Origin of the sequence: Pseudomonas sp. PD9R (assembly GCF_019200975.1) — a bacterium.
Lineage (GTDB): Bacteria > Pseudomonadota > Gammaproteobacteria > Pseudomonadales > Pseudomonadaceae > Aquipseudomonas.
The window spans coordinates 209,998-232,556 of sequence record NZ_JAHTMR010000003.1; the positions used below are offsets into that span (position 1 = coordinate 209,998).

14 protein-coding genes and 1 pseudogene are annotated in these 22,559 nt (G+C 58.3%); 3 read left to right on the forward strand and 12 right to left on the reverse strand.

All coding sequences use genetic code 11. The features are described from left to right. Window positions 1-15: 15 nt before the first annotated feature. The 8 genes from KUF73_RS08555 to KUF73_RS08590 form a co-directional block, all read right to left on the reverse strand. Window positions 16-2,790: a malto-oligosyltrehalose synthase gene (locus tag KUF73_RS08555; RefSeq protein WP_218437603.1), complete on the reverse strand. Its 2,775-nt coding sequence runs from the start codon at window positions 2,788-2,790 to the stop codon at window positions 16-18. After that, on the reverse strand, window positions 2,787-4,865 hold the full coding sequence (gene malQ, locus KUF73_RS08560; RefSeq protein WP_218437604.1) for a 4-alpha-glucanotransferase: 2,079 nt from the start codon (window positions 4,863-4,865) through the stop codon (window positions 2,787-2,789). The genes KUF73_RS08555 and malQ overlap by 4 nt, the downstream gene beginning before the upstream one ends. Continuing rightward, complete coding sequence (gene treZ / locus KUF73_RS08565; protein ID WP_218437605.1) at window positions 4,862-6,658, reverse strand: malto-oligosyltrehalose trehalohydrolase; 1,797 nt, start codon at window positions 6,656-6,658, stop codon at window positions 4,862-4,864. The genes malQ and treZ overlap by 4 nt, the downstream gene beginning before the upstream one ends. 14 nt (window positions 6,659-6,672) lie before the next feature. Next, complete coding sequence (glgA, locus tag KUF73_RS08570) at window positions 6,673-8,259, reverse strand: glycogen synthase GlgA (RefSeq protein WP_218437606.1); 1,587 nt, start codon at window positions 8,257-8,259, stop codon at window positions 6,673-6,675. 600 nt (window positions 8,260-8,859) lie between these two features. After that, on the reverse strand, window positions 8,860-9,813 hold the full coding sequence (locus tag KUF73_RS08575) for a D-2-hydroxyacid dehydrogenase family protein (protein ID WP_218437607.1): 954 nt from the start codon (window positions 9,811-9,813) through the stop codon (window positions 8,860-8,862). Between the two features lie 13 nt (window positions 9,814-9,826). After that, window positions 9,827-10,849 carry an alpha/beta fold hydrolase gene (locus KUF73_RS08580; protein ID WP_218437608.1) on the reverse strand — a complete coding sequence of 341 codons (1,023 nt, stop codon included), beginning with the start codon at window positions 10,847-10,849 and terminating at the stop codon, window positions 9,827-9,829. An 83-nt stretch (window positions 10,850-10,932) separates the two neighbouring features. Next, the gene (locus tag KUF73_RS08585; protein ID WP_218437905.1) at window positions 10,933-11,367 is read right to left on the reverse strand and encodes a YqaA family protein; all 435 of its coding nucleotides are present in this window, start codon (window positions 11,365-11,367) and stop codon (window positions 10,933-10,935) included. After that, on the reverse strand, window positions 11,367-11,813 hold the full coding sequence (locus KUF73_RS08590; protein WP_218437609.1) for a DUF411 domain-containing protein: 447 nt from the start codon (window positions 11,811-11,813) through the stop codon (window positions 11,367-11,369). The genes KUF73_RS08585 and KUF73_RS08590 overlap by 1 nt, the downstream gene beginning before the upstream one ends. Window positions 11,814-12,111: 298 nt before the next feature. Here KUF73_RS08590 and KUF73_RS08595 point away from each other — a divergent pair. Then, window positions 12,112-12,546: pseudogene (locus KUF73_RS08595) on the forward strand (hypothetical protein); the annotation flags it as partial. 133 nt (window positions 12,547-12,679) lie between these two features. On the opposite strand, the gene KUF73_RS08600 reads toward KUF73_RS08595, so the two are convergent. Continuing rightward, window positions 12,680-12,817: a hypothetical protein gene (locus KUF73_RS08600; RefSeq protein ID WP_218437610.1), complete on the reverse strand. Its 138-nt coding sequence runs from the start codon at window positions 12,815-12,817 to the stop codon at window positions 12,680-12,682. A 172-nt stretch (window positions 12,818-12,989) separates the two neighbouring features. Here KUF73_RS08600 and KUF73_RS08605 point away from each other — a divergent pair, with 172 nt between their 5' ends. Then, window positions 12,990-13,178 carry a hypothetical protein gene (locus KUF73_RS08605; RefSeq protein WP_047528508.1) on the forward strand — a complete coding sequence of 63 codons (189 nt, stop codon included), beginning with the start codon at window positions 12,990-12,992 and terminating at the stop codon, window positions 13,176-13,178. Window positions 13,179-13,198: 20 nt separating this feature from the next. Here KUF73_RS08605 and KUF73_RS08610 read toward each other — a convergent pair whose 3' ends face one another. Continuing rightward, entirely contained in the window at window positions 13,199-13,570 is a 372-nt protein-coding gene (locus KUF73_RS08610) for a fe2+ zn2+ uptake regulation protein (protein ID WP_218437611.1), read from the reverse strand. A 250-nt stretch (window positions 13,571-13,820) separates the two neighbouring features. On the opposite strand from KUF73_RS08610, the gene KUF73_RS08615 reads away from it, so the two are divergent. Continuing rightward, the gene (locus KUF73_RS08615; protein ID WP_218437612.1) at window positions 13,821-16,166 is read left to right on the forward strand and encodes an acylase; all 2,346 of its coding nucleotides are present in this window, start codon (window positions 13,821-13,823) and stop codon (window positions 16,164-16,166) included. Between the two features lie 224 nt (window positions 16,167-16,390). Here the strand turns inward: KUF73_RS08615 and KUF73_RS08620 are convergent, their stop codons facing one another. Together KUF73_RS08620 and KUF73_RS08625 are read right to left on the reverse strand one after the other, a co-directional pair. After that, a complete protein-coding gene (locus KUF73_RS08620; RefSeq protein ID WP_218437613.1) occupies window positions 16,391-17,395 on the reverse strand; it encodes a FecR family protein in 1,005 nt (334 codons plus the stop codon). 194 nt (window positions 17,396-17,589) lie between these two features. After that, entirely contained in the window at window positions 17,590-22,410 is a 4,821-nt protein-coding gene (locus KUF73_RS08625; protein WP_218437614.1) for a dermonecrotic toxin domain-containing protein, read from the reverse strand. Between the last annotated feature and the right edge of the window lie 149 nt (window positions 22,411-22,559).

Below are 22,559 nucleotides of genomic sequence, written 5' to 3' on the forward strand. Positions count from 1 at the left end.
GCTCCTGAACTGAACTCAAGTGTCGGTAGTTTGGATAAAGAGATTGACCGGGAAGTCCCCCAGCGCGGCGCTGATCATCAGCTCCCTGTGTTTTGTGACTGCGACGCTTGAAAAAAGTCCCTTCAGATTTTCCTCTGCGGTCACGAATGGCAAATTGATCCTCGTATCGCCCCACAGCGGCGCGTTTACCTGTGGTTCAGCACTGTTTTCCAGCAGCGGCGCACAGCGGATCGGTACGATCACGATGGCGCGTTTTCCCTTCCACTCACGGACAAATCCCAGCACCCGATGTGCCTGGCTGCCGACGATTTCCAGGGCCTGATAAGTCCCTCGACGGAACAGCTCGACATGTTCGACACGCAGGTTCAAGGTCTGCGCAATCAGGGCCTGCTTGATGCGCCCGTCACGCCAGTTCGCCAACAGGTCCGGCAGATTCACCGTTTGCTGCAAAGCCTGTTGGCGGCTGGCGTAGTCCACTGGCCGACGGTTGTCCGGATCGACCAGGGTAAAGTCCCAAAAGTCGTTGCCCTGATACAGGTCCGGCACCCCCGGCACGGTCATGCGCAGCAAGGTTTGCGCCAATCCGTTGAGTGCTCCGGGTACGGCAATTGTCCGGACCGCCTTGTCGAGCGCCCTGCGCAGCAGGTCACCTTCGGGGCCCAGCAGCAGACGCTGGATAAAGACTTCGGTCGCCTGTTCATACGCTTCGTTTGGCGCACTCCAGCTGCTCTGAAGCTTGGCTTCGCGCAAGGCTTTGCGTTGCCACTGCCACAGACGTTCAGCGTAAGCCTCCAGGGCCGGCCGGTCATCGCTGCGCAGTTCCAACGGCCAACTGCCGAGGATTGCCTGATACAGAATCAACTCATCACCGGCTGACGGCAGATGAACTTCGTTGCGTACCGGGCGAGCGAGGGCGCGCCAAAGGCCGATCTGTTCGACGTACCACTGACTGCATTCGCTCAACACCGCCAGGCGCGCGCGGGTGTCTTCGCCACGCTTGTGATCGTGGGTCGCGGTGGCGAGCAAGTTGTCCGGAAATTCGGCAAGGCGCTGCGCACAGGCCGCGTGAAAGTCTTCAACCGGTGCACTGAATTGCTCGGTGCTGAAGCCGACGTCATTGCGCGACAGCAGCACCGCCGAGCGATAGAACGCGGTGTCTTCCACGGCCTTCGCCGCTGCCGGTGAAGTGAGCTGCTGAAAGCGCACGCAGGCATGCTTGAGCCGTTTGCGCACACGCCCCACCGGGCGTTTGCGCCAGGGCTCGCCGCCCAGCCAGCCAGCCAGGCAATCGAGCACTGGCCAGTCCGCTTCGCCGAGGGTTTGCCGGGCGCCTTCCATGGCCTGCTGGAAAAAAATATCGTCTTGCGCCGAACGCCCGAGCGGGCTGATGTAAGTGCGGTACACCGGGAAATGCACGATCAGTTCCTGCAACGCCCGGCGGATCGCGCCGAGGGTCAGGTCGCGGGTCATCAGGTCGTCACGGGCCACTTGCAGCAGGGCCTGGGCAACACTTTCAAAATCCCCGGCCAGGGAACCATTGAGAATCTGCTGCCGGGCCAATTGTGCTTCCTGGCGGAAGTCGGCGGGGCGTTCGCTGTGCCGGCGCCAGATTTCGCCCAGTGCCTGTTCACCGTCGGGATCGTGTTGCAGCAGCGACAACTGGTTCATGAATTCATAGCCGGTGGTGCCATCCACCGACCAGTCGCGGTGTAGGGTTTCGCCTTCTCCGAGGATCTTCTCCACGAAGATCGGCAAGTGCCGGCCGGGTGACAGGCTGTCGACCCGGCGGCGCAATTTGCGGCAGTAACCCCGTGGGTCGGCGAGACCGTCGATATGGTCGATGCGCAGGCCGTCGATCAGCCCTTCGGCCACCAGTTGGAAAATTTTCGCGTGGGTGGCTTCAAACACCGCTGGCCGTTCGACCCGCAGGCCGCCCAGTTCATTGACATCGAAAAAACGTCGCCAGTTGATGTCGTCTGCGGCGGTGCGCCAACTGGCGAGGCGATAGCTCTGGCGCTCCAGCAGATTGTGCAAGCGCTGGAAACTTTCGCGGGTGAGCGGGTCGTAGGCTTTCAGGTTGTGTTCGATAACCTGCCGCATGGCCGGATCGCGGACCAATTCGCGCAGCTCGTTTTGCAGCGGCACCGCCAGGCTGTGGGCATCGGTCTGATAGCTCAATGTGTTGAAGCGGTCTGCCAGGGATTTAAGCTGCTCGGCATCTGCCTTGAGCAACTCGCCGTAGTTCATCGGGCAAATCGGAAAGTGATGATCGTAATGTTCGACAAAAAACGCACCGCGCTGTGCATCGAAACGCAGGGCCAGCGTGCCGTCCTGCAAGGCAATGCCGTAGTCGCTGCCGAGGAACGGCAATAGCAACTGACCTTCCATCAATGGATCGGGTGAATGCCATTGAATATCGAAGAACTCGCCGTAAGGGCTCAGGCGCCCCCATTCCAGCAAATCCAGCCACCAGGGATTGTCGCCACCGCCGACCGCCATGTGGTTGGAGACGATATCGAGGATCAGCCCCATGCCCTGAGCGCGCAAGGCACTGACCAAACGGCGCAGCGCCGCTTCGCCGCCCAATTCCGGGTTGACTGTGGTCGGGTCCACCACGTCATAACCATGCATCGAACCGGCGCGGGCGCTCAGTAGCGGCGAGGCGTAGACATGGCTGATGCCGAGGCGGGCGAAGTACGGCACCAACGGCACCGCATCGTCCAGGGTGAAGCCCTTATGAAATTGCAACCGCAGGGTGGCTCGCAGTGGCTGCGATGGCAGTTGACTCATTGGTCACGCTCTGCCGCCTGGAGTCGCGCGCAGGCGAGCAGTTCCAGGCGTCGGGCGGCGTCCGGGTCATCGAGCAGCGCTTCACTGTAACCGGGCAGTCGTCGCGACCAGTTGGGGTGGGTGTCGACGGTGCCAGGCAAGTTGGCCTGTTGTTCAATGCCCAGGGCATCTTCCAGCGGCAATAACACCAATGGCGCACGGGTATGGCCGAGGAAGCGCACGCTGGCGTCGAGCACCTGATCAGTTTCGTGGGATTCCTCGCGGAAGTTTTGCGGGTCCTGGCTCAGTGTCCGGCGCAGGCCTTCGCGCTCCCGTTCGCGGTGCTGGCGCCACTCGATTTCGCCGTTGGCATCGATGAGGTTCAGGCGCGCGTTCCAGTCGATGTCGCGGCCATGCCACCAGCCATTGAGGGTCGGCAAGTCGTGGGTGCTGGTGGTCGCCAATGCGTTGTCCGGCCAGTCGAGAATGGGTTTGAAGTGGGTGTTGTCCTGTTCAAACAGCAGCACCCGCATGCCCAGCATGGAGCGGGCGATGAGTTTTTCTCGCAGGCCGTCCGGCACCGTGCCGAGGTCTTCACCGAGGACGATGGCCTGGTGGCGATGGGATTCCAGGGTCAGCAGTCGCAACAGGTCATCCACCGGGTAATACAGGTACGCACCGTCGGCGGGCGGTGCGCCGTTGGGGATCACCCACAGGCGTTGCAGGCCCATGACGTGATCGATGCGCAGGCCACCCGCGTGGGCGAAGTTGGCCCGCAGCATTTCAATGAAGGCGCGATAGCCGTTGCGTACCAACCCTTCGGGAGAAAACGCGGAAATCCCCCAGCCTTGGCCGGTGCGGTTAAGAATATCCGGCGGCGCACCGACGGTGAGGGCGGCAAGCAATTCGTCCTGACGACTCCAGGCCTGGCTCCCGCCGCCATCGGCCCCCACGGCCAAATCAGCGATAAGGCCAATGCTCATCCCGCTGCTGCGAGCGGCAGCTTGCGCGCGTTCCAGGCAACGGCTGATCAGCCACTGGCAGAAAGCGAAGAAGCCGATACGTCCGGCGTTCTCTTCGGCAAATTCAGCCAGCGCGGCGCTGCGCGGGTTGCGCCATTGTTCGGGCCACTGGCGCCAGTCGAGGTGGTCACCCGTGGCGGCACGGGCTTCCTGGATGGCTTCGAACCGGCAATGGTTTTCCAGCGCCTCACCCCCAGCGTGGCGAAAGCTGCTGAAGTCGGCATGCAAAGGGTGTTCGCCCTGCACGAAACCTTCGTACAGCGCCTGCAGCAGTCGATGCTTGGCTTCGGCGGCTTCGGGCCAATTGATTAATGGGAGCTGCTCCAGATCGTTCAACTCGGCGCTCAGGCCAGTGGCGTCGATAGCGGTACGCATCGCACGCTCACCGAGGATCGCTCCCGGCGCACAGTACAAACTATTGAGAAACAGGCGACTTGACGGGGAATAAGGGCTGTAGCGCTGGGTGTCGCTGGCGAACATGGCGTGCAGCGGGCTGATCGCCAGTGCTTCGGCACCGCGTTCGCCGGCAACCCGGGCCAGGTCTTCCAGCGCCTGGGTATCGCCGAACCCACCATCGCCGTTACGCCGCAGGGCGTACAGCTGAACACTCAGGCCCCAGGCGCGAGGAATCGGACTGTCCACGGCATCGCCCACGCTGTAACAACGGGCCGGGGCCACGGCGAGGGTAAAGGTTTGGCCGTCAATGCTGACGTGTTGGTAACCCACCGGAATCAGCCCCGGCAAAACCGCCTCGGCATCCAGTTTGAGGTTGAGCCGAGAGCCGTCTTCGAGGTGTATCTCGCAGGGTGTTTGTGGCTCGAAGTAATGCGCCAGGTTGAGACCGACGCCAACGTCGGCGGTGATCAGCGGCGGCAGGTGCCGGGTTTGTTGTGCCTGCTGCAATTCTTGCAGGCTGGCATCGATTTCCTGAGCACTGCCGGCCGGGTGCCCGAGGCCGGTAAGGACGTTGCGCAGGACCGAGGGCGCGACTTTTTGCGGGCGTCCATTGGCGTCGATCCAGTCGACTGCGAGGCCAGCCCGGCTGGCCAGAATTTCCAGTTGCGCATCGCTCATTGGCGCTCTCCATCAAGGGGTAGCAAAGGGGCTGCGGCCGTGAGGCTGACAAGCGCGCAATACGGGTCCAGGGTGCCTTGGTCGAGCCGATGGGCTGACTGTGGCGGGTATTGGAACAGCAGAGAAGTACCCGTCGGCAGACTGTGGAGTACCGGCGCAGCACTAAGGTTCAGGTCGATGCGCAGATGACTGCCATCGCCCAATCGCCAGGAGGCGCTTACCGCACCCACGGCCAGTACCTCGGCGCCCAGCGCTTGGGTGCCGGGCAGATGCGGGATGATGTGCCGATGGCGGATTTTCAGCAGTCGTCGATAAAGATCCGTGGTTGACGAAGCGCTGTTCGCTGGCAGCACTGGTCGGGATGCTTCGAATGTTTGCGGAGCATTAGGATCGGGAATCTGTTCGCGTTTATGCGGATCAGTAAACGCACTGAACGCGGCAAATTCGTTCCGCCGGCCTTCGCGTACCAATTTCGCCAGCTCGCCGTGGTGGCTGGTGAAAAACAGGAACGGTTGTTCGGCGGCGAATTCGTCGCCCATGAACATCAGTGGGATCATCGGCGACAGCAGCAACAGCACAGAGGCGGCGTGTAACGCTTGCGGGTGAGCGAGTTGATGCAGGCGCTCGCCGAAAGCGCGATTGCCGATCTGGTCGTGGTTTTGCAGAAACAGTACGAAAGCGCTGGGGGGCAGGTGGCCGCTGGGCTCGCCACGCGGCTTGCCATGGCGATTGATATGGCCCTGAAATACGAAGCCCTGACTCAAGCAGCGGGCCAATTGTTCGGTCGGGTTTTGCGCGTAATCGGCGTAGTAGGCATCGGTTTCGCCGGTCAGCAGTACGTGCAGGGCGTTGTGGCCGTCGTCGTTCCACTGCCCGTCGTAACCTTGTTCCAGCAGGCTGGCCTGGTTGTGTTCGTTCTCGACCATCAACCACACATGCCGCGCCGGATCGGTCTGCTGGCGTACGCGTTGCGCCAGTTCCTGGAGAAAGTTAGGGTCTTCGATGGCGTGCACAGCGTCCAGGCGCAAACCGTCGAATCGATACTCCAATAACCACATCAATGCGTTGTCGATGAAAAAGTCGCACACCTCGCGTCGCCGGAAATCAATGGCCGCCCCCCAAGGCGTGTGCACGTCCTCGCGAAAGAAGCCTTTGGCATAGCGATGCAGGTAATTGCCGTCCGGGCCGAAGTGGTTGTAGACCACGTCGAGAATCACCGCCAGACCATGACCATGGGCGGTGTCGATCAGGTGCTTGAGTTGTTCGGGCGAACCATAGGAAGCCTGAGGCGCGTAGGTTAAAACGCCGTCATAGCCCCAATTACGTTCGCCGGGAAACTGTGCCAACGGCATCAGTTCAATCGCGGTCACACCCAATTCAACCAGGCGCGCCAGATGCTGCTCGACTGCCACAAAGCCGTCGAGCGCACCGACGTGCAACTCGTAAATCACCGCCTCATTCCACGGACGCCCCAGCCAGGTGCTGTGTTGCCATCGATAGGCGAGCGGATCGACCACCACACTGTGCTGGTCAATATCACCGGCCTGGGCACGGGAGGCCGGGTCGGGGACTTCCAGTTCGCCGTCGATGTTGTAGCGATATTTCGTGCCCGCCGGGCAGCGGGTGGTGATCACGAACCAGCCATCGGCCAGAGGCAGCAACGGCAAGGATTGTCCATTTTCCAGTTCGACACTGACGTAAAACGCATCTGGCGCCCACAACGCAAATCGCGTGTGTTCTGCGTCCAGCATAATTGCGCCGTGGGGCCAGGTCTCAAGGGTCCGTAACGGCATCTTTAAGGCCTCATTTACTGTTTGTGCGATTTCCCCAATGCTTTGGCCACAAGCTGTTCGTAGAGTTCGGCGTAGGGTTCGACGGCCTTGCACCAGTTGAATGGCGCCGCCATGGCCCGGCAGCGCATGGCATGCAGCAAACCAGGGAAAGCGAACACTTTGAAGGCGCGGCTCAGCGCTTCCTGATAACTCTCGACGGTGGATTCATCGAACAGGAAACCGGTCACGCCGTTTTCAATGGTGTCGGCCAGACCACCGGTATTGCGCGCTACCGGCAGCGAGCCGAAACGCTGGGCGTACATCTGGCTCAAGCCACAAGGTTCATAACGCGACGGCATCAGCAGGAAGTCGCTGCCGGCAAACATGCGTCGGGCGTCAGTTTCGTTGAAGCCGATGCGAACGCCGATCTGCCCCGGAAAGCGCAGCGCCAGTTCGCGCATGGCTTGCTCTTCTTCCGGCTCGCCACGACCGATGATCGCGATCTGGCCACCGGATTTGACGATGTATTCAGAGACCGCTTCGGTCAGGTCCAGGCCTTTCTGATAGACCAGTCGCGAGACCACAGCGAACAATGGGCCTTCAGAATCTTCCAGGCCGAAGAGTTCGCGCACGTGGGCGGCATTGACCGCTTTACCTTCCCAATCGCCAATCTCGAACGGGCGGAACAGGTGCGAGTCAGTCGCGGCGTCCCAGCTTTCATCGATGCCATTGGGGATGCCGCTGAGCAGGCCTTGCTGGGTCTTGGCGGCAAGAAAACCGTCCAGCCCGCAGCCGAAATCCGGCGTGGTGATTTCTTGGGCGTAGGTCGCGCTGACCGTGGTGATGTGGCTCGAATAAGCCATGCCGGCCTTGAGGAACGACATCTTGCCGTAGAACTCCATGCCTTCCTGTTGCAGCGCGTGATGGGGAATGCCCAGTTCAGGGCAGGAGCCCAGGCTGGTCACGCCTTGGTATGCCAGGTTATGGATGGTGAACAGCGTCGGTGTGCGCTGCCCGCGCCAATGCATGTAGGCGGGCGCGAGGCCGGCGGGCCAGTCATGGGCGTGCACCAGGTCCGGGCACCAGTGAATTTGGGCGAGATTGGCGGCGATATCGGCGGCGGCCAGGCCCAGGCGGGCGAAACGAATGTGATTGTCCGGCCAGTCGCGACCGTTGTTGGCACCGTAAGGCGAACCTTCGCGCTCGTAGAGTTCAGGGCAGATCAATACATAAATAACCAGACCGTCGGGCATGTCCATGCGCCCGATCTTGCACGGTGGCAGCGCGGCGTGGCCACCCAACTCACCGATGATATGAATTGGATTTTCGCTGTGCAGCACCTGCGGATAACCGGGGATCAGCACACGCACATCATGCAGGTGTGCCATGGCCCGCGGCAGCGCAGCGGAAACGTCACCCAGACCGCCGGTTTTCACCAGGTCGGCAATTTCCGAGGTTACAAACAAGACTCTTTTCTTGTTCGGATTCTGGCTGGCAACCGGTGTCAGCGTCTTGGTGCCGGGAACGCTGATCGATTGGGCACTGGGAGCACTCACGACGCTCGATTCGCCGACATGCTGATGAGCACGCTCTCCCTGAACATCTAAAGCCGCACTGATCATATGAATCTCCCGTGTTGTTGATCTAATTCTTAGGTCTGGCAAACGGTATTTCGTGGCCAATCCCTGTGGCCGCGCACAAAAGCGCTACGCATTGGTAAGCAAGCGCTGCCCAAATGCGCTGGAGCAGAATGGGTGAATTAACCATTGCAAAGATTGCACCAGTCGCAACGTACCTGCCTTTCAGTCGACCGATCGCTGGAGGCAAAAGTTTCGACTTTTTTCCCACTTTGTGACCGACCGGTTTCGACCCGCGAAAATCAGTCTAGGCCAGAACTTAGAGCGGTAAAGCCCGGATGGCAAAATTGTTCGACAATCGGTTTAAAGAGGTACGGACGTGCCGGATTGAGGGGCAAACGCACCGACGAAGTGCAGTTTTTTTTGCGGAATTGGCATGAAATGAAGCAGAACTGTCACATCAGTGTGCGTAGGGGAACAGTTGTGTTGCACCATTGCGGTGCATGATTGTAAGAGGTCTCCTGTAGGAGCTGCCGAAGGCTGCGATCTTTTGATCTGGGTTTTAAGATCAAAAGATCGCAGCCTTCAGCAGCTCCTACCCCCCAGGTCCGACGCAAGGGCAGGATCGGTAAGGGCGAACAGGTTTCAGCTCAATAGGCGAATCGGCGCACCTTCGGACCAGGCCCGAATATCCTCGATCATCTGCGAGAAAAACAGCTGGTAGTTCTGCTGACTGACATACCCGACATGCGGTGTCGCCAATACATTCTTAAGCGTCCTGAACGGATGCTGTGGCGGCAATGGCTCGACGTCGAACACATCCAGCGCCGCACCCGCCAACCGCCGTTTCTGCAAGGCCTTGATCAGCGCCGCCTCATCGACAATCGGCCCGCGCGCCGTGTTGACCAGCAGCGCCGAAGGCTTCATCCAGCCCAACGCCTCGGCGTTCACCAGACCTCGGGAGCGATCGCTGAGCACCAGATGCACCGATAACACATCGGCCTGTTCAAACAGTTCTTGCTTGCTGACATAGGTCACGCCAAATTCCCCGGCTCGTTCTGCCGTGAGGTTTTCACTCCAGGCGATCACGCGCATGCCGAACACCTGACCGAATTGCGCTACACGCTGGCCGATACTGCCCAGGCCGAGGATCGCCAGGGTCTTGCCATGCAAATCGCCCCCCAGGCCCTGTTGCCATTCACCAGCACGCAAAGCATTGGCTTCGACGACCAGGTTGCGGGTGGCGGCCATGATCAGTGCCCAGGTCAGTTCGGGGGCGGCGTGTTTGTAGCTGTCGGTGCCGCACACCTGAATGCCCAGTGCAGCGGCGGCTTTCAGGTCAAGCGCGGCGTTGCGCATGCCACCGGTGACCAGCAACTTCAGTTTCGGTAGCTGGCGAAGCAGGTGCTCATCAAAGCGTGTGCGCTCGCGCATTACGCAGATCACCTCGAACCCGCTAAGGCGGCTTGCCAAGGTTTCATTGTCGGCAGGGTAGTCATGAATAAAACTCACCTGGCCAAGGTCTTCCAGCACTGACCAGTCGACCACGCCCCGCGCCACATCCTGCCAATCGTCAATTACTGCAATCTGCACCGCCATACGCCTTACCTCATTAATGCACGGGATTGGTTGTGTTCAGCCAGTCGAGCAGGGCCTTGTGAAACTCCGCCGGCTCTTCCATCTGCGGCGCGTGGCCCATACCGGGGAATTCGACCAGGGTCGACCGGGGAATCAGTTTTGCCACTTGCTTGCCGAGTACATCGTAATGCCCGAGTTTGGCCTTGACCTCGGGCGACGCGATATCACTGCCGATGGCCGTGGTGTCGGACGTGCCGATCAGCAACAGGGTCGGCATCTTCAGGTTCTGGAACTCGTAGAACACTGGTTGGGTGAAGATCATGTCGTAGATCAATGCCGAATTCCACGCGACTTGTGTATGCCCCGGGCCCTTGTTCAGGCCGGCGAGCATGTCCACCCAGCGTTCGAACTCGGGTTTCCAGCGGCCGCCATAGTAGGTGTTGCGTTCGTAATTGCGGATGCCTTCGGCATTGAGCTTCAGTTCCCGCTCGTACCATTGGTCAACCGTGCGATAAGGCACGCCGAGTGCCTTCCAGTCTTCCAGGCCGATGGGGTTGACCAGTGCCAGTTGCTCGACTTGTTCGGGGTATTGCAGTGCATAGCGGGTGGCGAGCATGCCGCCGGTCGAGTGACCGAGGATGCTGGCTTTCTGAATGCCGAGGGCTTTGAGCAATTGCTGGGTGTTGCTGGCCAGTTGCTGGAAGCTGTACTGATAGTGCTCCGGTTTGCTGGAGGTGCAGAAGCCGATCTGGTCTGGAGCGATCACCCGATAACCGGCGTCGCTCAGGGCTTTGATTGATGTGTCCCAAGTCGCAGCGCAAAAGTTCTTGCCATGCATCAGCACTACGCTGCGCCCGTTGGCCTTGCCATGGGCGGCGACGTCCATGTAACCCATTTGCAGGGATTTACCCTGGGACTCGAAGGCAAAATGCTTGACCGTGTAAGGGTATTCGAACCCTTGTAGCTCAGGACCGTAGGTCGGGGTTTCGGCGGCGATGACGGGCAGGGCCGCCGTCAGCAATAGACCGGGCAACCAGCGGGAGAGGGTGGGCGACATGGGAGAACTCCGAAGGAAATCCGCCGATGCTGGATCGGCATGATTAGGGCGACATTAAACAGGCAGTTGCCATCGTCGTTGGTTCAACTCATCCAGCCCAGAGTGATCAGGGCCAGCACCCCATAGCGGGCGCCTTTTGCAAGCGTCACGATCAACAAGAAGCGCCCCAGCGGCTCGCGCATGACGCCGGCCACCAGGGTCAGCGGATCACCGATCACCGGCAGCCAACTGAGTAGCAGCGACCAATGGCCGTAACGCTGGTAGTGCCGTCGGGCTGTTTGCAGATGAGCTGGGCTGACCGGAAACCAGCGTCGGTCGCGGAATCGCTCGACGGCGCGCCCCAGCCACCAGTTCACCACTGAACCGAGTACGTTGCCCAGTGTCGCCACGGCCAGCAATGCCCACAGCCAATAGCGGTCGCTGAGCAAGAGGCCCACCAACACCGCTTCGGATTGCAAGGGAAGTAATGTTGCAGCACCGAAGGCTGCCAGGAACAACCCAACATAGGCGCCGAAAATCAATGCGCCGGGTAGTCCGCCACCACCACATCCGTGCCGTCTTTTTGCAGGCCGATCACTTGGTAGGCATCGCTCATGCCGTCCATCTCCATGCCGGGCGAACCCATCGGCATGCCGGGGGCAGCGACGCCCAGCAGATCATCGCGCTTGCTCAGCGCCAGCACCTGATCGGCTGGCACATGACCTTCGACGAATTTGCCGTTGATCAACGCGGTGTGGCACGACGCCAGACGCGGTGGCACGCCGTGCTGTTGCTTGAATTCGCTCATGTTGGCTTCGACATGGTCCTCGACCTTGAAGCCGTTGGCCTCCAGATGACTGATCCATTTTTTGCAGCAACCGCAATTGGCATCACGGTGAACTTCGATCGGGATCAGATCGGCGGCCTGAGCCAGGGACGAAATCAACAGGGCGCTCAAGGCAGCCAGACGCAGGTGGGTTCGCATGTGGGATGGGTCTCTTCGTGCGGAAAAAAGGGGCATTCTGACCGGATTTTCTTGCGGGGCATTCCCAGTGTGTTTCGAATTAATACAAAGGTGGAGCCCCATCATCGTAGATCAAAACTGTCAGGCTGCTGATGACAGCATTACAACGCTGTCATGTTCGTTGTGGTGCTCCGATATTAATAAGCAAATCAAAACTTACGGGTGCTCTTAATTGGTTGTCTCGATCAGGCGTAGGAAAGGTCTGTAGGTCAATTAAGTAAAGTGCCTGATTGTCGGCTTTTCAATTGTAAGTTGCTGGAAATACTTGTTGGTGAGGGTGGGCAAAAATCCAATCGCGCTCAACGCGGAGAAGATGGATAAGCTGAAACTGTACAAGCCCCTCAAGGGTTTCGACCCTGCGAATGTGACGGTCAAGTCACTCGGCAATCTCAGTGTGTTATTGAAAGATCGAGGGCTAATTAGTGATGTGACTGCGCTGACGCTGACAAATGCCGGTGACAAGTTCGACCGGTTCGGTATTCCGACTGATCCGGAAGCCACGTTCAATGCGCTTGAGTATTTTGCGATGCAGTTGGATAACATCCAAAAAAACGACATAAAAGGTAACAAGTATGCCAGCTACTTGATTCCCGAGTTTAAAAAAGCAATTCATGTATTGCAGAACGTGGAAACTTACGGCAAATACGGTCCCAGACCGCCGCCGATCGAGAGCAATATTTCTGAAAAGGCCTGATATCAGATTGTGCGCTGGCCCGTACGGAAAACCGTACGGGCCAGCCAGCAGCTTTGTTCCTGACTAAACCTCCAAAGAATACGCATTGTTCGCGTGCTGTTCGGGCGTTCGGCTGCCCGATAAATAAAGGGCGTTATCGATGCTGGTAGTAACCGGGTCCGCCATGGTCGTAGTAATGGTCATGGTGCCAGCCACCGTGGGGGAACACGATGCAGCCACTCAGGGACAGCAGGGCCAGCAGGGGAATCAGCAGTGTGATTCGACGCAACATTTGAAAATCCTCATGGTTAACGCCGCTATGAAGCTAAAACTCTTCATCGGCTGTAACATGAGACCCCGTTTGCTGCGACGCATCCCCGAAACACGGTAGGGGCTTGGCATGCATTCGGATACAAAGCGGATACATTTTTTTCAGCTTCAGGCTTACATTTCAGGAAATGCCAATGACTCAGTCGCAACGTTTGAAATACTCGATTCTGATCTCCCTGGTGGTGCTGGGGATCATGTTTGGCCTTTCGTATTTGCAGAGCACCGGCGTCATCAGCGAAAAGCTGTTCCAGTACATCGCCATTGGCGTTGCGGTGATCGTGGTGGTCATCAATGGCGTGATGCGGCGCAAGGTCAAGCCCTGAGCCGATTGCCCTGCGTTTGATTATTCGTGGCGCAGAGCGGCGGCGGCCCGTGGATGCAGGCTATAGCTTTTGTCCGGATTGAGAACAATCACGCCTTCACTGCATAAGCGTTTCAACACTTCGCGCACACTCAGGAAGGACAGGGGAATATCCAGTTCGAGCAATTGCGTGTGCACTCCACGCACGCCCAGGCTGCGGTCGCTTTCGGCGGCCGTCAGCAAGGCGTCGATGACTTTCAGGCGAATCAGGCTGGTGCGCAGGCCGAAGCTTTTAAGGAGGAATCGGATCCGCTCGTTTCCGTGGCGTTCGGTACGCTGGTCGAAGACACCGACCCCAATGGAAGTGCCCGTTGGCGCGTTGCTACCGTCCGATGGCAGTTGCGAGTTGTACATTGCAAAACTCCTTTTCCGAGCCTGATCAGGAAAAATTGGGCGCTCTTAGGTAACTAGACGTATGAGCCGCTCAAATCATGAAGTTTCAAATGTAGAAATTTCGTCGTCATTGCGTCACCAACCTGTAAGACCCCCGCAGAGACACGTTCCAATCGCCTAAATTTTTGTCGTTTGCTTCGTTCCTAAAAGGATGCGCAGTGCCTGTCAGTACGCAGAACTGTGACCATCGTTTTTTTGATCAGGAGCGAGTGTGATTATTTCCAGCCAGTTAACCAGGTTGAGCCTGGCGGGTATGGTGCTAGGGCTGAGTCTTGCAGCGAATGCACGCAGCACGCCTGAGCAGGCGAGTGCCGATATTCGCCGGACCAGTTTCGGCGTGCCGCATATTCGAGCTGAAAACGAACGTGGACTCGGCTACGGAATCGGTTATGCCTACGCGCAGGATAACCTCTGTTTGCTGGCCAACGAGATCGTCACGGTGAACGGTCAACGCTCGCGGTTTTTCGGTCCGGACCAGTTCACGGTTGAAGAGCGCGAGAATCTGGTCAGCGATCTGTTTTTCAATTGGCTGAACACGCCGCAGGCCGTCGCCGGTTTCTGGCAGGCGCAAACCCCTGAGGTGCGTGAACTTATTGATGGCTATGTGGCCGGCTTTAATCGTTCGTTGACCGAGCGCCGCGCTGGGGGCTTGCCGCCACAATGTCAGGGTGAATGGGTGCGGGACATCACCTCGATGGACCTGGTCAAATTGACCCGCCGGCTGTTGGTCGAAGGTGGCATTGGGCAGTTTGCCGAAGCCTTGGCAGGCGCAACGCCGCCGGCTGCCGTCGCTGGCGTGGAGGGCCAACAGGCGTCGTTCCAGGTTGCGGCCTCGCGCATGCAGCGCTTTGCCCTCGACCGCGGCAGCAATGCGGTGGCGGTGGGCGCTGATCGCTCTTTCAACGGTCGCGGCATGTTGCTGGCCAATCCACATTTTCCGTGGGTCGGCGGCATGCGTTTCTATCAGATGCACTTGACCATCCCCGGCAAACTGGACGTGATGGGGGCTGCATTGCCAGGCCTGCCAATGATCAACATCGGCTTCAATCAGCACTTGGCCTGGACCCATACCGTGGATTCGTCCAAGCATTTCACCCTTTATCGCCTGCAACTGGACCCCAAGGACTCCACCCGATACCTGCTGGATGGCAAGTCCTTGCCCCTGCACAAACAAACCCTGACGGTCGATGTGAAGCAGCCGGACGGTTCGGTGAAAGCAGTTTCTCATGTGGTGTACAGCTCGCAATTTGGCCCAGTGGTGCAGTGGCCCGGCAAGCTGGATTGGGACAATCAGTTTGCCTACAGCCTGCGCGACGCCAACCTGGAAAACGATCGGGTGTTGCAACAGTGGTACGCCATGAACCGCGCCGGCAGTCTTGAGGAACTTCAGGCCAGCGTGCACAAGATCCAGGGCATTCCGTGGGTCAACACACTGGCGGCGGATGATCAGGGGCAAACGCTGTACATGAACCTGTCGGTGGTGCCGAACGTGAACGCGGACAAACTGGCTCAGTGCAGTGATCCGCGGATTGGCTTGCAGATGATCGTCCTCGACGGTTCCAACAGCGCCTGCGCCTGGGACATCGACCCGCAAGCCGCGCAAAAAGGTATTTTTGCGGCGGACAAGTTGCCGCAACTGCTGCGTAAGGATTTTGTGCAGCATTCCAATGATTCGGCGTGGATGGCCAATCCGGCGAATCCGCTCACCGGTTTTTCGCCGTTGATCAGTCAGGACAGCCAACCCTTGGGCTTGCGCTCGCGCTTTGCTCTGGACCGTCTCAGTACACTGGCCAAGGCCGGCCCGGTTACGGCGGTGGATTTGCAACATATGGTGATGGATGACCAGGTGTATCAAGCGGCGCAAGTGATGCCGGACCTGCTGCAATTCTGCGCGGCTGATTTGGGCGCGGATGCGAAAACCCTTGCGCCGCTGTGCGCCAGTCTCAAGGCTTGGGATCGTAAAGCCAATCTCGACAGTGGGCTGGGATTCGTGCACTTCCAGAACGTCATGGAACCGTTGGAGCAGGCGCCGGATGTCTGGCGGGTTGCGTTCGATCCAAAAGACCCGCAACACACTCCGCGTGGTCTCGCAGTCGATCACCTGGAAGTGGCGGCGGCGCTTCGCCAGGCGATGTTGGCGTCGGTAGAGCAGGTCAATGCTTCCGGGCTGAAGAATGACAGCCGCTGGGGTGATATTCAGGTAGTCAGCAGTGGTGGGCAACAAACGCCGATTCACGGCGGGCCGGGTACGCTGGGGGTTTACAACGCTATCCAGAGCGTGCCGAGAACCGACGGCAAGCGCGAAGTGGTCAGTGGCACCAGCTATTTGCAGGTGGTGACTTTCGATGACAAGGGGCCGCAGGCCAAAGGGGTGTTGGCGTTCTCGTTATCCAGTGATCCGTCCTCGAAATACGCGAGCGATCAGACGTTGGCATTTTCCAGGAAGCAACTGAATGTGTTGCCGTTCACCGAGCAGCAGATCACCTCCGATCCGCAATACCAGGTCCGGACAATCCGCGAACAGGACAAAAGGGCCGGGACGGTGGCTGCGCAGTAAATTCAATGTGGGATCGAGTCGGCTCTCGCGGGCGGATTGTAAGGTGACATTGATGTTGGATGGGCTGGCGCTATCGCGGGCAAGCCTCGCTCCTACAGGTAATGCTGTTCAGTTAAGCAACCTGTGGCGAGGGAGTGTTGGTCCTTAGGTGAACAGCATTAGGGTCCTACAGGGAAGTTGTTCGGGATATGAATGAAGGCCGCACCCCGCAAGGGTTGCGGCCTTCAGCTTTTAGGGGCTTGTTGCGGGATGGAGTTGAGGACAGGGTTGCCGTCCTTGTTGCGGGTCAGGTAGACCGGCAGGACTTTGGGCAGGGACGCCACCAAAGTGTTGAGTTCTTTGATGTTGTAGATACCGCCGATGCGGATCGCGCCGGTGCTGTTGTCCGCGACCATCAACGGGGTTTTCAAGTATCGATTGATCAACGGCAGGGCATCGCGCAACGCCAGATCATCAAGTACCAGTTTGCCGTTGAGCCAGGCCAGCGAATTGTCGTTGTCATAGGTCTGACTGATCCGTGGAATGTAATCACCATGACCATAGCTCGCCTGCATCGCAGGGCCGAGTCTCAAACCATCCCCCGGCAAGTCATCATTGCTGCTGACCAGTACCGAGCCTTCAATCAGGTTCACTTTTACCTGGTCTTCATACATCCAGACGTTGAACTTGGTGCCAGTCACGCGAATCTTGCCTTCGGCGGCCTTGACGACAAACGGATGGGTGGTGTCGTGGCTGACACTGAAGAAGGCCTCGCCTTTTTTCAGGGTGACGCGGCGCTGATCTTTGTAATTGCTGAATGTCAGCTCACTGCCCAGGTTCAGTTCGACCTGGCTGCCATCCTGCAAGGTGACCTGGTGAACATTGTCCGTCGCCTCGAAATGCTGGTACGAATTCGGCAGCCAACCCAGGTTCCAGCCGCTATAGGCGGCCAATGGCAACGCCAGTGCACAGACGGCCGCGGCCATGCCGAAGGTGCGCCAAGGTGTCCGGACCTTTGCTTGAACCATCGGGACAACAACGGGTTCGGGACGCGGCAAGTCCCCGGCGACATCCCAGATTTCCAACATCGCCTCATATTCGGATGCGTGCAACGGGTGAACATCCAGCCACTGTTCGAACGCCTGACGCTCCTCGACCGTGCAGTCATCGGCGTGCAAGCGCATGCACCAGTGCGCGGCTGCATCGGTGACGGCGTCATATTCGGTTTGCGAGAGAGAATTGTCGGTCATTGACTCATCCTGATTTCCTGCATTCTAACCTTGAGGGAAGTCTGCGAGAACATCGGTCATGGCAATTACCCATCAAAGTGTACTTATTTTCACTTCAAGGCTTTGAGAAAGCCTGATTGTGCCGGGCAGTATCCACAAACGGAGTGAAAAAATGGTGATGCGCAGCCCACCGGATCTGCGCATTTTTGTCGGGTTCAAGGTTGTGAAGTGGCCATGGTGGGCACCGGGTCCAGTTGCCGTCCCATTTCGCAGATCAGAAACGCAATCGAATCGGCATTGCGCAAAATAATGTCAATTCTCGTGTCAGGGTTCAGCGGGTTGAAAAATGCTTCGCGCGCAGCCTCCATGGTCTGGGCCCCGGCAACCTTCAGGATTTCCTCACCCACGTGATAAGCGCCTGGAATCGAGTCAAGGCTGATCCATGATTGCAATGTGTTATTCCAGCGGGCGAACAATTCCTCCCTAGGCGTCCCAAGGGATAATGCCTCGCGCTGGAAATCCAGTTGGTTTTGTTTCATGGCGTGGCCGTAACCGGTGATAGGCGTGACGAGGTCGCTAAAAGGGCGTCTTGCTTCCAGTGATGCAATATCCACGGCCTTCGAAAAAAGATGAGCGAACTCGTGAATCAGCGTCGCGGCTTGGCTGTGGCCATCGACATTGAACGGTTCAGTCAGGCAGGACTTGTACCAATCGAGTTGTTGATCGAAGAACCTTTCGGTGAAATGCACCGTCTTGCGTAAATCCTTCTCCACAACGAATGCGATCAGATCGGCGTTCTGGTATTTGTTCGAGCCTACGACAAAGCGTTCGGTGTTCATCAAGTCTTCGTCTGGATCCACCAGTGCCGTGCAGATCGGAACAATGGCCTGTTTGATTTTGTCGAGCAGCCTGTCATCGACCCGACCGACATCAAAAAAACGCTTCAGGAAGGTATCCACCCGCGTACCGGGGGCAAGGTGCCTGGCCTGCGCCAGGTTATGCAGGCTGTTGAGCGCGTAATACCGCGCCATATCGATGGCCTGCACAATCATGCGGGCCTTTTCCGGGTGGTTGGTGCGGATGTCTTCCATGCCCCGTGCTTCGATATTCAATACTCGACTGACTTCGTAGCTGGTCGCATATTCATTGTGCATTTTCGTCAGGGCTTTTCCGAAGTGCACCGTGTGTACGTCCGGGTCGATGACCATTTGCTGGTCTGGGGTTTTAAGCAGGAAAGGCCCGTCCTGCCTGGCATTGAGTATTTGCCAGACGGCACCTGGTTTGGCCACGCGGTAGACCTTCCCTGCGATGGGGGCGTACTGGTGTTTGCTGATCGGTTCTACAAAAGTGCCATCGAGCGGATTTTTTGTCAGGTCTTTCAGAGCCACGGTTTGCACTTCGAAGGGTTGTAATGACGTGCGTGCCGGCGCTATCGGGCGCACGTGCGACCATTGCGGAGCGACCGCGGGGCGTGCGACAGGCGCCACATCGTCAGTAACCTGTGCCGTGCCGGCCGAGGCCTCAAGGGATAAGCGCCCCATCGTCACCATTTGCACCGTGCCGGCAATAAAGTCCTGCAAAGCCCGCATCCAGTGGTGGTCCTGCAGTGCTTCAGCGGAGCTTTCGAAGTCCTTGAAGCTTCGCCACAAAAATTGCGCATAGGCCAGTTTGCCCGGCAAGACGCGGGCAATCAGCTGGATCCCGGAGCTGCACAAATGTTTGACCGCCTCCCAGTCGGATTGACCGGTAATCTGCGATTGACTGCCAAGCATTTGCCCAAGGACGCTGACATTGTCGACGAACAACTGGCCAAGGAAGTTGCCGTCGATGGGGGACGACGCCAGCGTGATTTCACTCTGTTGCCCGACGGTAGTCTTGAACAAGTTGCTGAATACCGACCGTTGATTCTCGGGCAATCTTCGTACAATCAGGTCCTGCAATGGCCCTGGTACGTTGATCGCCGCAACAACGTTGGCCTCATTCTCGAACTCGCGGAACACGGAACCTGCGGAGTATGGCGCATAGAGGATTTGCGGCCCGGTATGCCCGACACCGGGGCCGATCAGATACAAACCGAGGGTTTTGACGGCGGCGGCCCCCGCAGTCTTGATCAGCTCAAGTGGCCTGACAATGGCGTGGGCATCTTTCACCGTCCCCCGAGCGATGGCGTCCGGCATATCCAGCACCTGCCAGATGAGGTCGAATGCGCCGGCGGACAGACGTTGCTGCAGTTTCAGTGCATGTGCGTGTTGTAACAATTGCCACGGTAACTGACGGACGAAACGCAGCTTTCGACTGTCAGCGTCGGCGCCGGAGTTGGTCAACGTATCTGTCAGTACCTTTGCATAGTCACGCTCGATATTCAGCGACTGCAACAGTTGCCGGACGGCCTCTTGGTTCAAGCGCTCCGGCAGGGGCTGTTGCGACGTTGATGCAATGCTGAACCCCGTACCTTGGGCAAGGTTAATGTGGTTCAGGGCAAATTCGGTCAGGGTTTGAGTCGATCCGGCCAGGGCCAGGTTGGGGGTGATTTCGATCTGGTCGGGGTCAGCCCGCGTCTCGGAGAAGCGGCTGCCAAGCAGCGATTTCAGTCGTTCGTGGACATAGGACGACAGCGTTTGTAGGCCGTGCAAGTAATCTTTGTCGTCGACGACGCTGTTGCGAAATTGCTCAAGTAATTCGATGTGCAACTGTTGTTCGTCAACGGGGGCCATGCTGAGCCAGGCGGGCAATGCTTGCTGTCGGGAAATTGCCCTGGCGATCCATGTGGCTCTGCGCAAATTGGTATCGATGACGGTTTTTGCCAGTGTTTTAAGTGCTTTGTGCTGTTTCGCTGGCGCAAGTTGCAAGGCGCGCAGGTGTTCGCAAGTGCTCAGAAAATGGTCAATGGATGATTGCGTGAGGTGCTGTAGAACATTGCCTTCAATCAATCGTAATGAGCTGAGCGAATAGATCGAGTGGAATTGGCGCTGGCCCCGGTTAAGGTTTTCCAGGAGCATCAGGCGTTTGCGGGGATCGAGCAGGCGTCGATTCAGTTCCTGTTTTACCCGTTCGACCGTATCAAAAATTTCCAGCCCCGCCGCAGGCGTCCATAGAATAGCTCGACCTGAATGCTGGATGTCGAGCCCGCCACGCTCGGTCACTAGCACGCAATTGGCCAAGGGCACTACATCGGTCTGCCCGGAACATTCAAGCATCAAGGCGTAGGCGTCGGCCCGAAAACCGTTGAGTGCGAGACGACTTTTACGGTCTGCCTGGTCGGGGTTGAACACGCTGTGGACGATGGCCTGCTCGACCGTTTGTAACGTAGCGTCGAGAACACGCAGGCTGGCTTCACCCCGTATCCCCACGGAAAGGGCGTGTGCCAATCGGGGTTTCATCTCTTGCAGATAAACGCGTTGCAGGGCCAGCGAGGAAACTGGCTGGGCTGCGAAGTCTGCGCGGACCAGGGCTTCGACATCGCGGAAGGTTTTCACGAACGCTGCCGCGGTGTCTGCCCGGACGATGGAAGGCTGTTGATTGCCAGTCAGCACAGGCCGGGTGGTCCAGCGTCCTTGAGCGTCAAGCGTCAGCAAGCGTTCGCTGAGCATCGAGCGTATATCCAGCGCTTTATCGAACAAGGCATGGATATCCACAATGCCGTCGCTTTGGCGGAAAACCTGCAGGGCATATTCGATGTTTTGCAGTTGTTTGGTGATGATCGCCTCGAACAATGTGCTGAAAATCGGGCCTGAAATGACCTCGCCGGAGACATGCGGCTGGGCAAACCCGATGAACCGGTTGCGTTCATCCAGATTCAGTAATCCGTAGAGTTCATCCTCATGACCTGAGGCATTGAACTTGCTCAATAACGTAGCTTTGAGGTCCTGATAGTCCTTCAAAACCTGTAGTCCCAGAGTCGGGGTATAGAGGCAGGCGTCGGAGTGGCTGATCATCAATGAGCCCGCCAGCTCCACGTAATTGGCCTGGTATTCCCACAGGCGCACGGTTTCCAGCGTCGGCGGTCGAGAAATGCCCGACGTCGGCTGAATCATCTGGTGCAAAACCTGGCTTTGTTCCGGGCTGATGATCTCGGCCTCTCGCTTGAGCAGGATGTCGGCCCGTGCCTGTTCACGGATGGCTCGCGCGAAAAACTCACGTCGGGTTACCCCGTCGGCACTGGGCGCATTCCAATAGCGCTCAAGTTGCCCCGATAGAAGGCTGATCAATTTTCCGGAGGCGGTTTTGACGCCAGCCTCCCAATGCTGCTGATCGGTGCTTGCCGGCGTTTTTTGGGGGTGGAAAAATTCAGGTTGTTCTCCGATTGGCCACCGTTGATCGCGGTAGTGCGCCAGTACCGCATCGCGCAACGAAGTGGAATTAATCCAGCGGCGAACCGGGCTGGCCTCCTGGTCGGTGGTGGACGAGGCGTAAAAATTGACGCGGGTCCGGATTTGATCCAGTTCCGCAAATGTCGGTTGCAGCACCTCATTAAGCGTCGAATCGAGTAGCGACGTGAGCGTCGGCAGCGCGAGTAATTCGACAAGCATGGCCTGGTCGTTCAGTCGCTGGTTGTGGGCGATGACCGTGCTCTGGTCGTCGAATACGTCGCCCGCGATAGGCTGGAACGACACTTGAAGGTTGAGGGCCATTGTCAGTGCCTTGCGCTGGGCCAACGACAGGAAGGCTATCAAGTCGCTGTTCTCTGTCACGCTTTTAAGTTGCAGTACAAGGTGGTCGGCCAGGGCTGAGCGGCTGTAAATCTTCTGAATGCCGGTATAGGGGGTGTAGAGAATCACCCCGTTGTTTTCCGGGGCAGGGCTCAACACGAAACTGCCGGCCAAAGGGAAGGGGTCGTGGCCTGCGATCTTGAGCAGGATTTTTTCGGCGAGCATTGGCGGGCTCTGTTGACTGCGCAATGTTTGGCTAGCCAGCTGCAGGTGGCTGAGCCATTCGAATTCCTTGCGCGTCAGCCCGTGAATTTTGCCAAGTTCGGCCCATAAGCCGGGAGAGTTCAGGGCTTCGGGGAAAAACAGTGGTGCAGGAGAAGTAGGCATCGTCATGTCTCGTTCTGGACGCGGCGAGGTACGCCGGTGAGTGATGCCTGGAGACTAAAAGGCGCTGCCGGGGTGCAGGTGGTAGATAGTTAACGCACGGGCCGCTGCTGTTCGTGCCAGCGGGCGTTATCGAAGGGTTGACAGGGCGC

Bases quoted from the DNA above. Each gene is read 5' to 3' on its own strand.
- KUF73_RS08555 (WP_218437603.1), bottom strand. From the start codon at position 2,790: ATGAGTCAACTGCCATCGCAGCCACTGCGAGCCACCCTGCGGTTGCAA.
- malQ (WP_218437604.1), bottom strand. From the start codon at position 4,865: ATGAGCGATGCGCAACTGGAAATTCTGGCCAGCCGGGCTGGCCTCGCA.
- treZ (WP_218437605.1), bottom strand. From the start codon at position 6,658: ATGCCGTTACGGACCCTTGAGACCTGGCCCCACGGCGCAATTATGCTG.
- glgA (WP_218437606.1), bottom strand. From the start codon at position 8,259: ATGATCAGTGCGGCTTTAGATGTTCAGGGAGAGCGTGCTCATCAGCAT.
- KUF73_RS08575 (WP_218437607.1), bottom strand. From the start codon at position 9,813: ATGGCGGTGCAGATTGCAGTAATTGACGATTGGCAGGATGTGGCGCGG.
- KUF73_RS08580 (WP_218437608.1), bottom strand. From the start codon at position 10,849: ATGTCGCCCACCCTCTCCCGCTGGTTGCCCGGTCTATTGCTGACGGCG.
- KUF73_RS08590 (WP_218437609.1), bottom strand. From the start codon at position 11,813: ATGCGAACCCACCTGCGTCTGGCTGCCTTGAGCGCCCTGTTGATTTCG.
- KUF73_RS08600 (WP_218437610.1), bottom strand. From the start codon at position 12,817: ATGTTGCGTCGAATCACACTGCTGATTCCCCTGCTGGCCCTGCTGTCC.
- KUF73_RS08605 (WP_047528508.1), top strand. From the start codon at position 12,990: ATGACTCAGTCGCAACGTTTGAAATACTCGATTCTGATCTCCCTGGTG.
- KUF73_RS08610 (WP_218437611.1), bottom strand. From the start codon at position 13,570: ATGTACAACTCGCAACTGCCATCGGACGGTAGCAACGCGCCAACGGGC.
- KUF73_RS08620 (WP_218437613.1), bottom strand. From the start codon at position 17,395: ATGACCGACAATTCTCTCTCGCAAACCGAATATGACGCCGTCACCGAT.
- KUF73_RS08625 (WP_218437614.1), bottom strand. From the start codon at position 22,410: ATGCCTACTTCTCCTGCACCACTGTTTTTCCCCGAAGCCCTGAACTCT.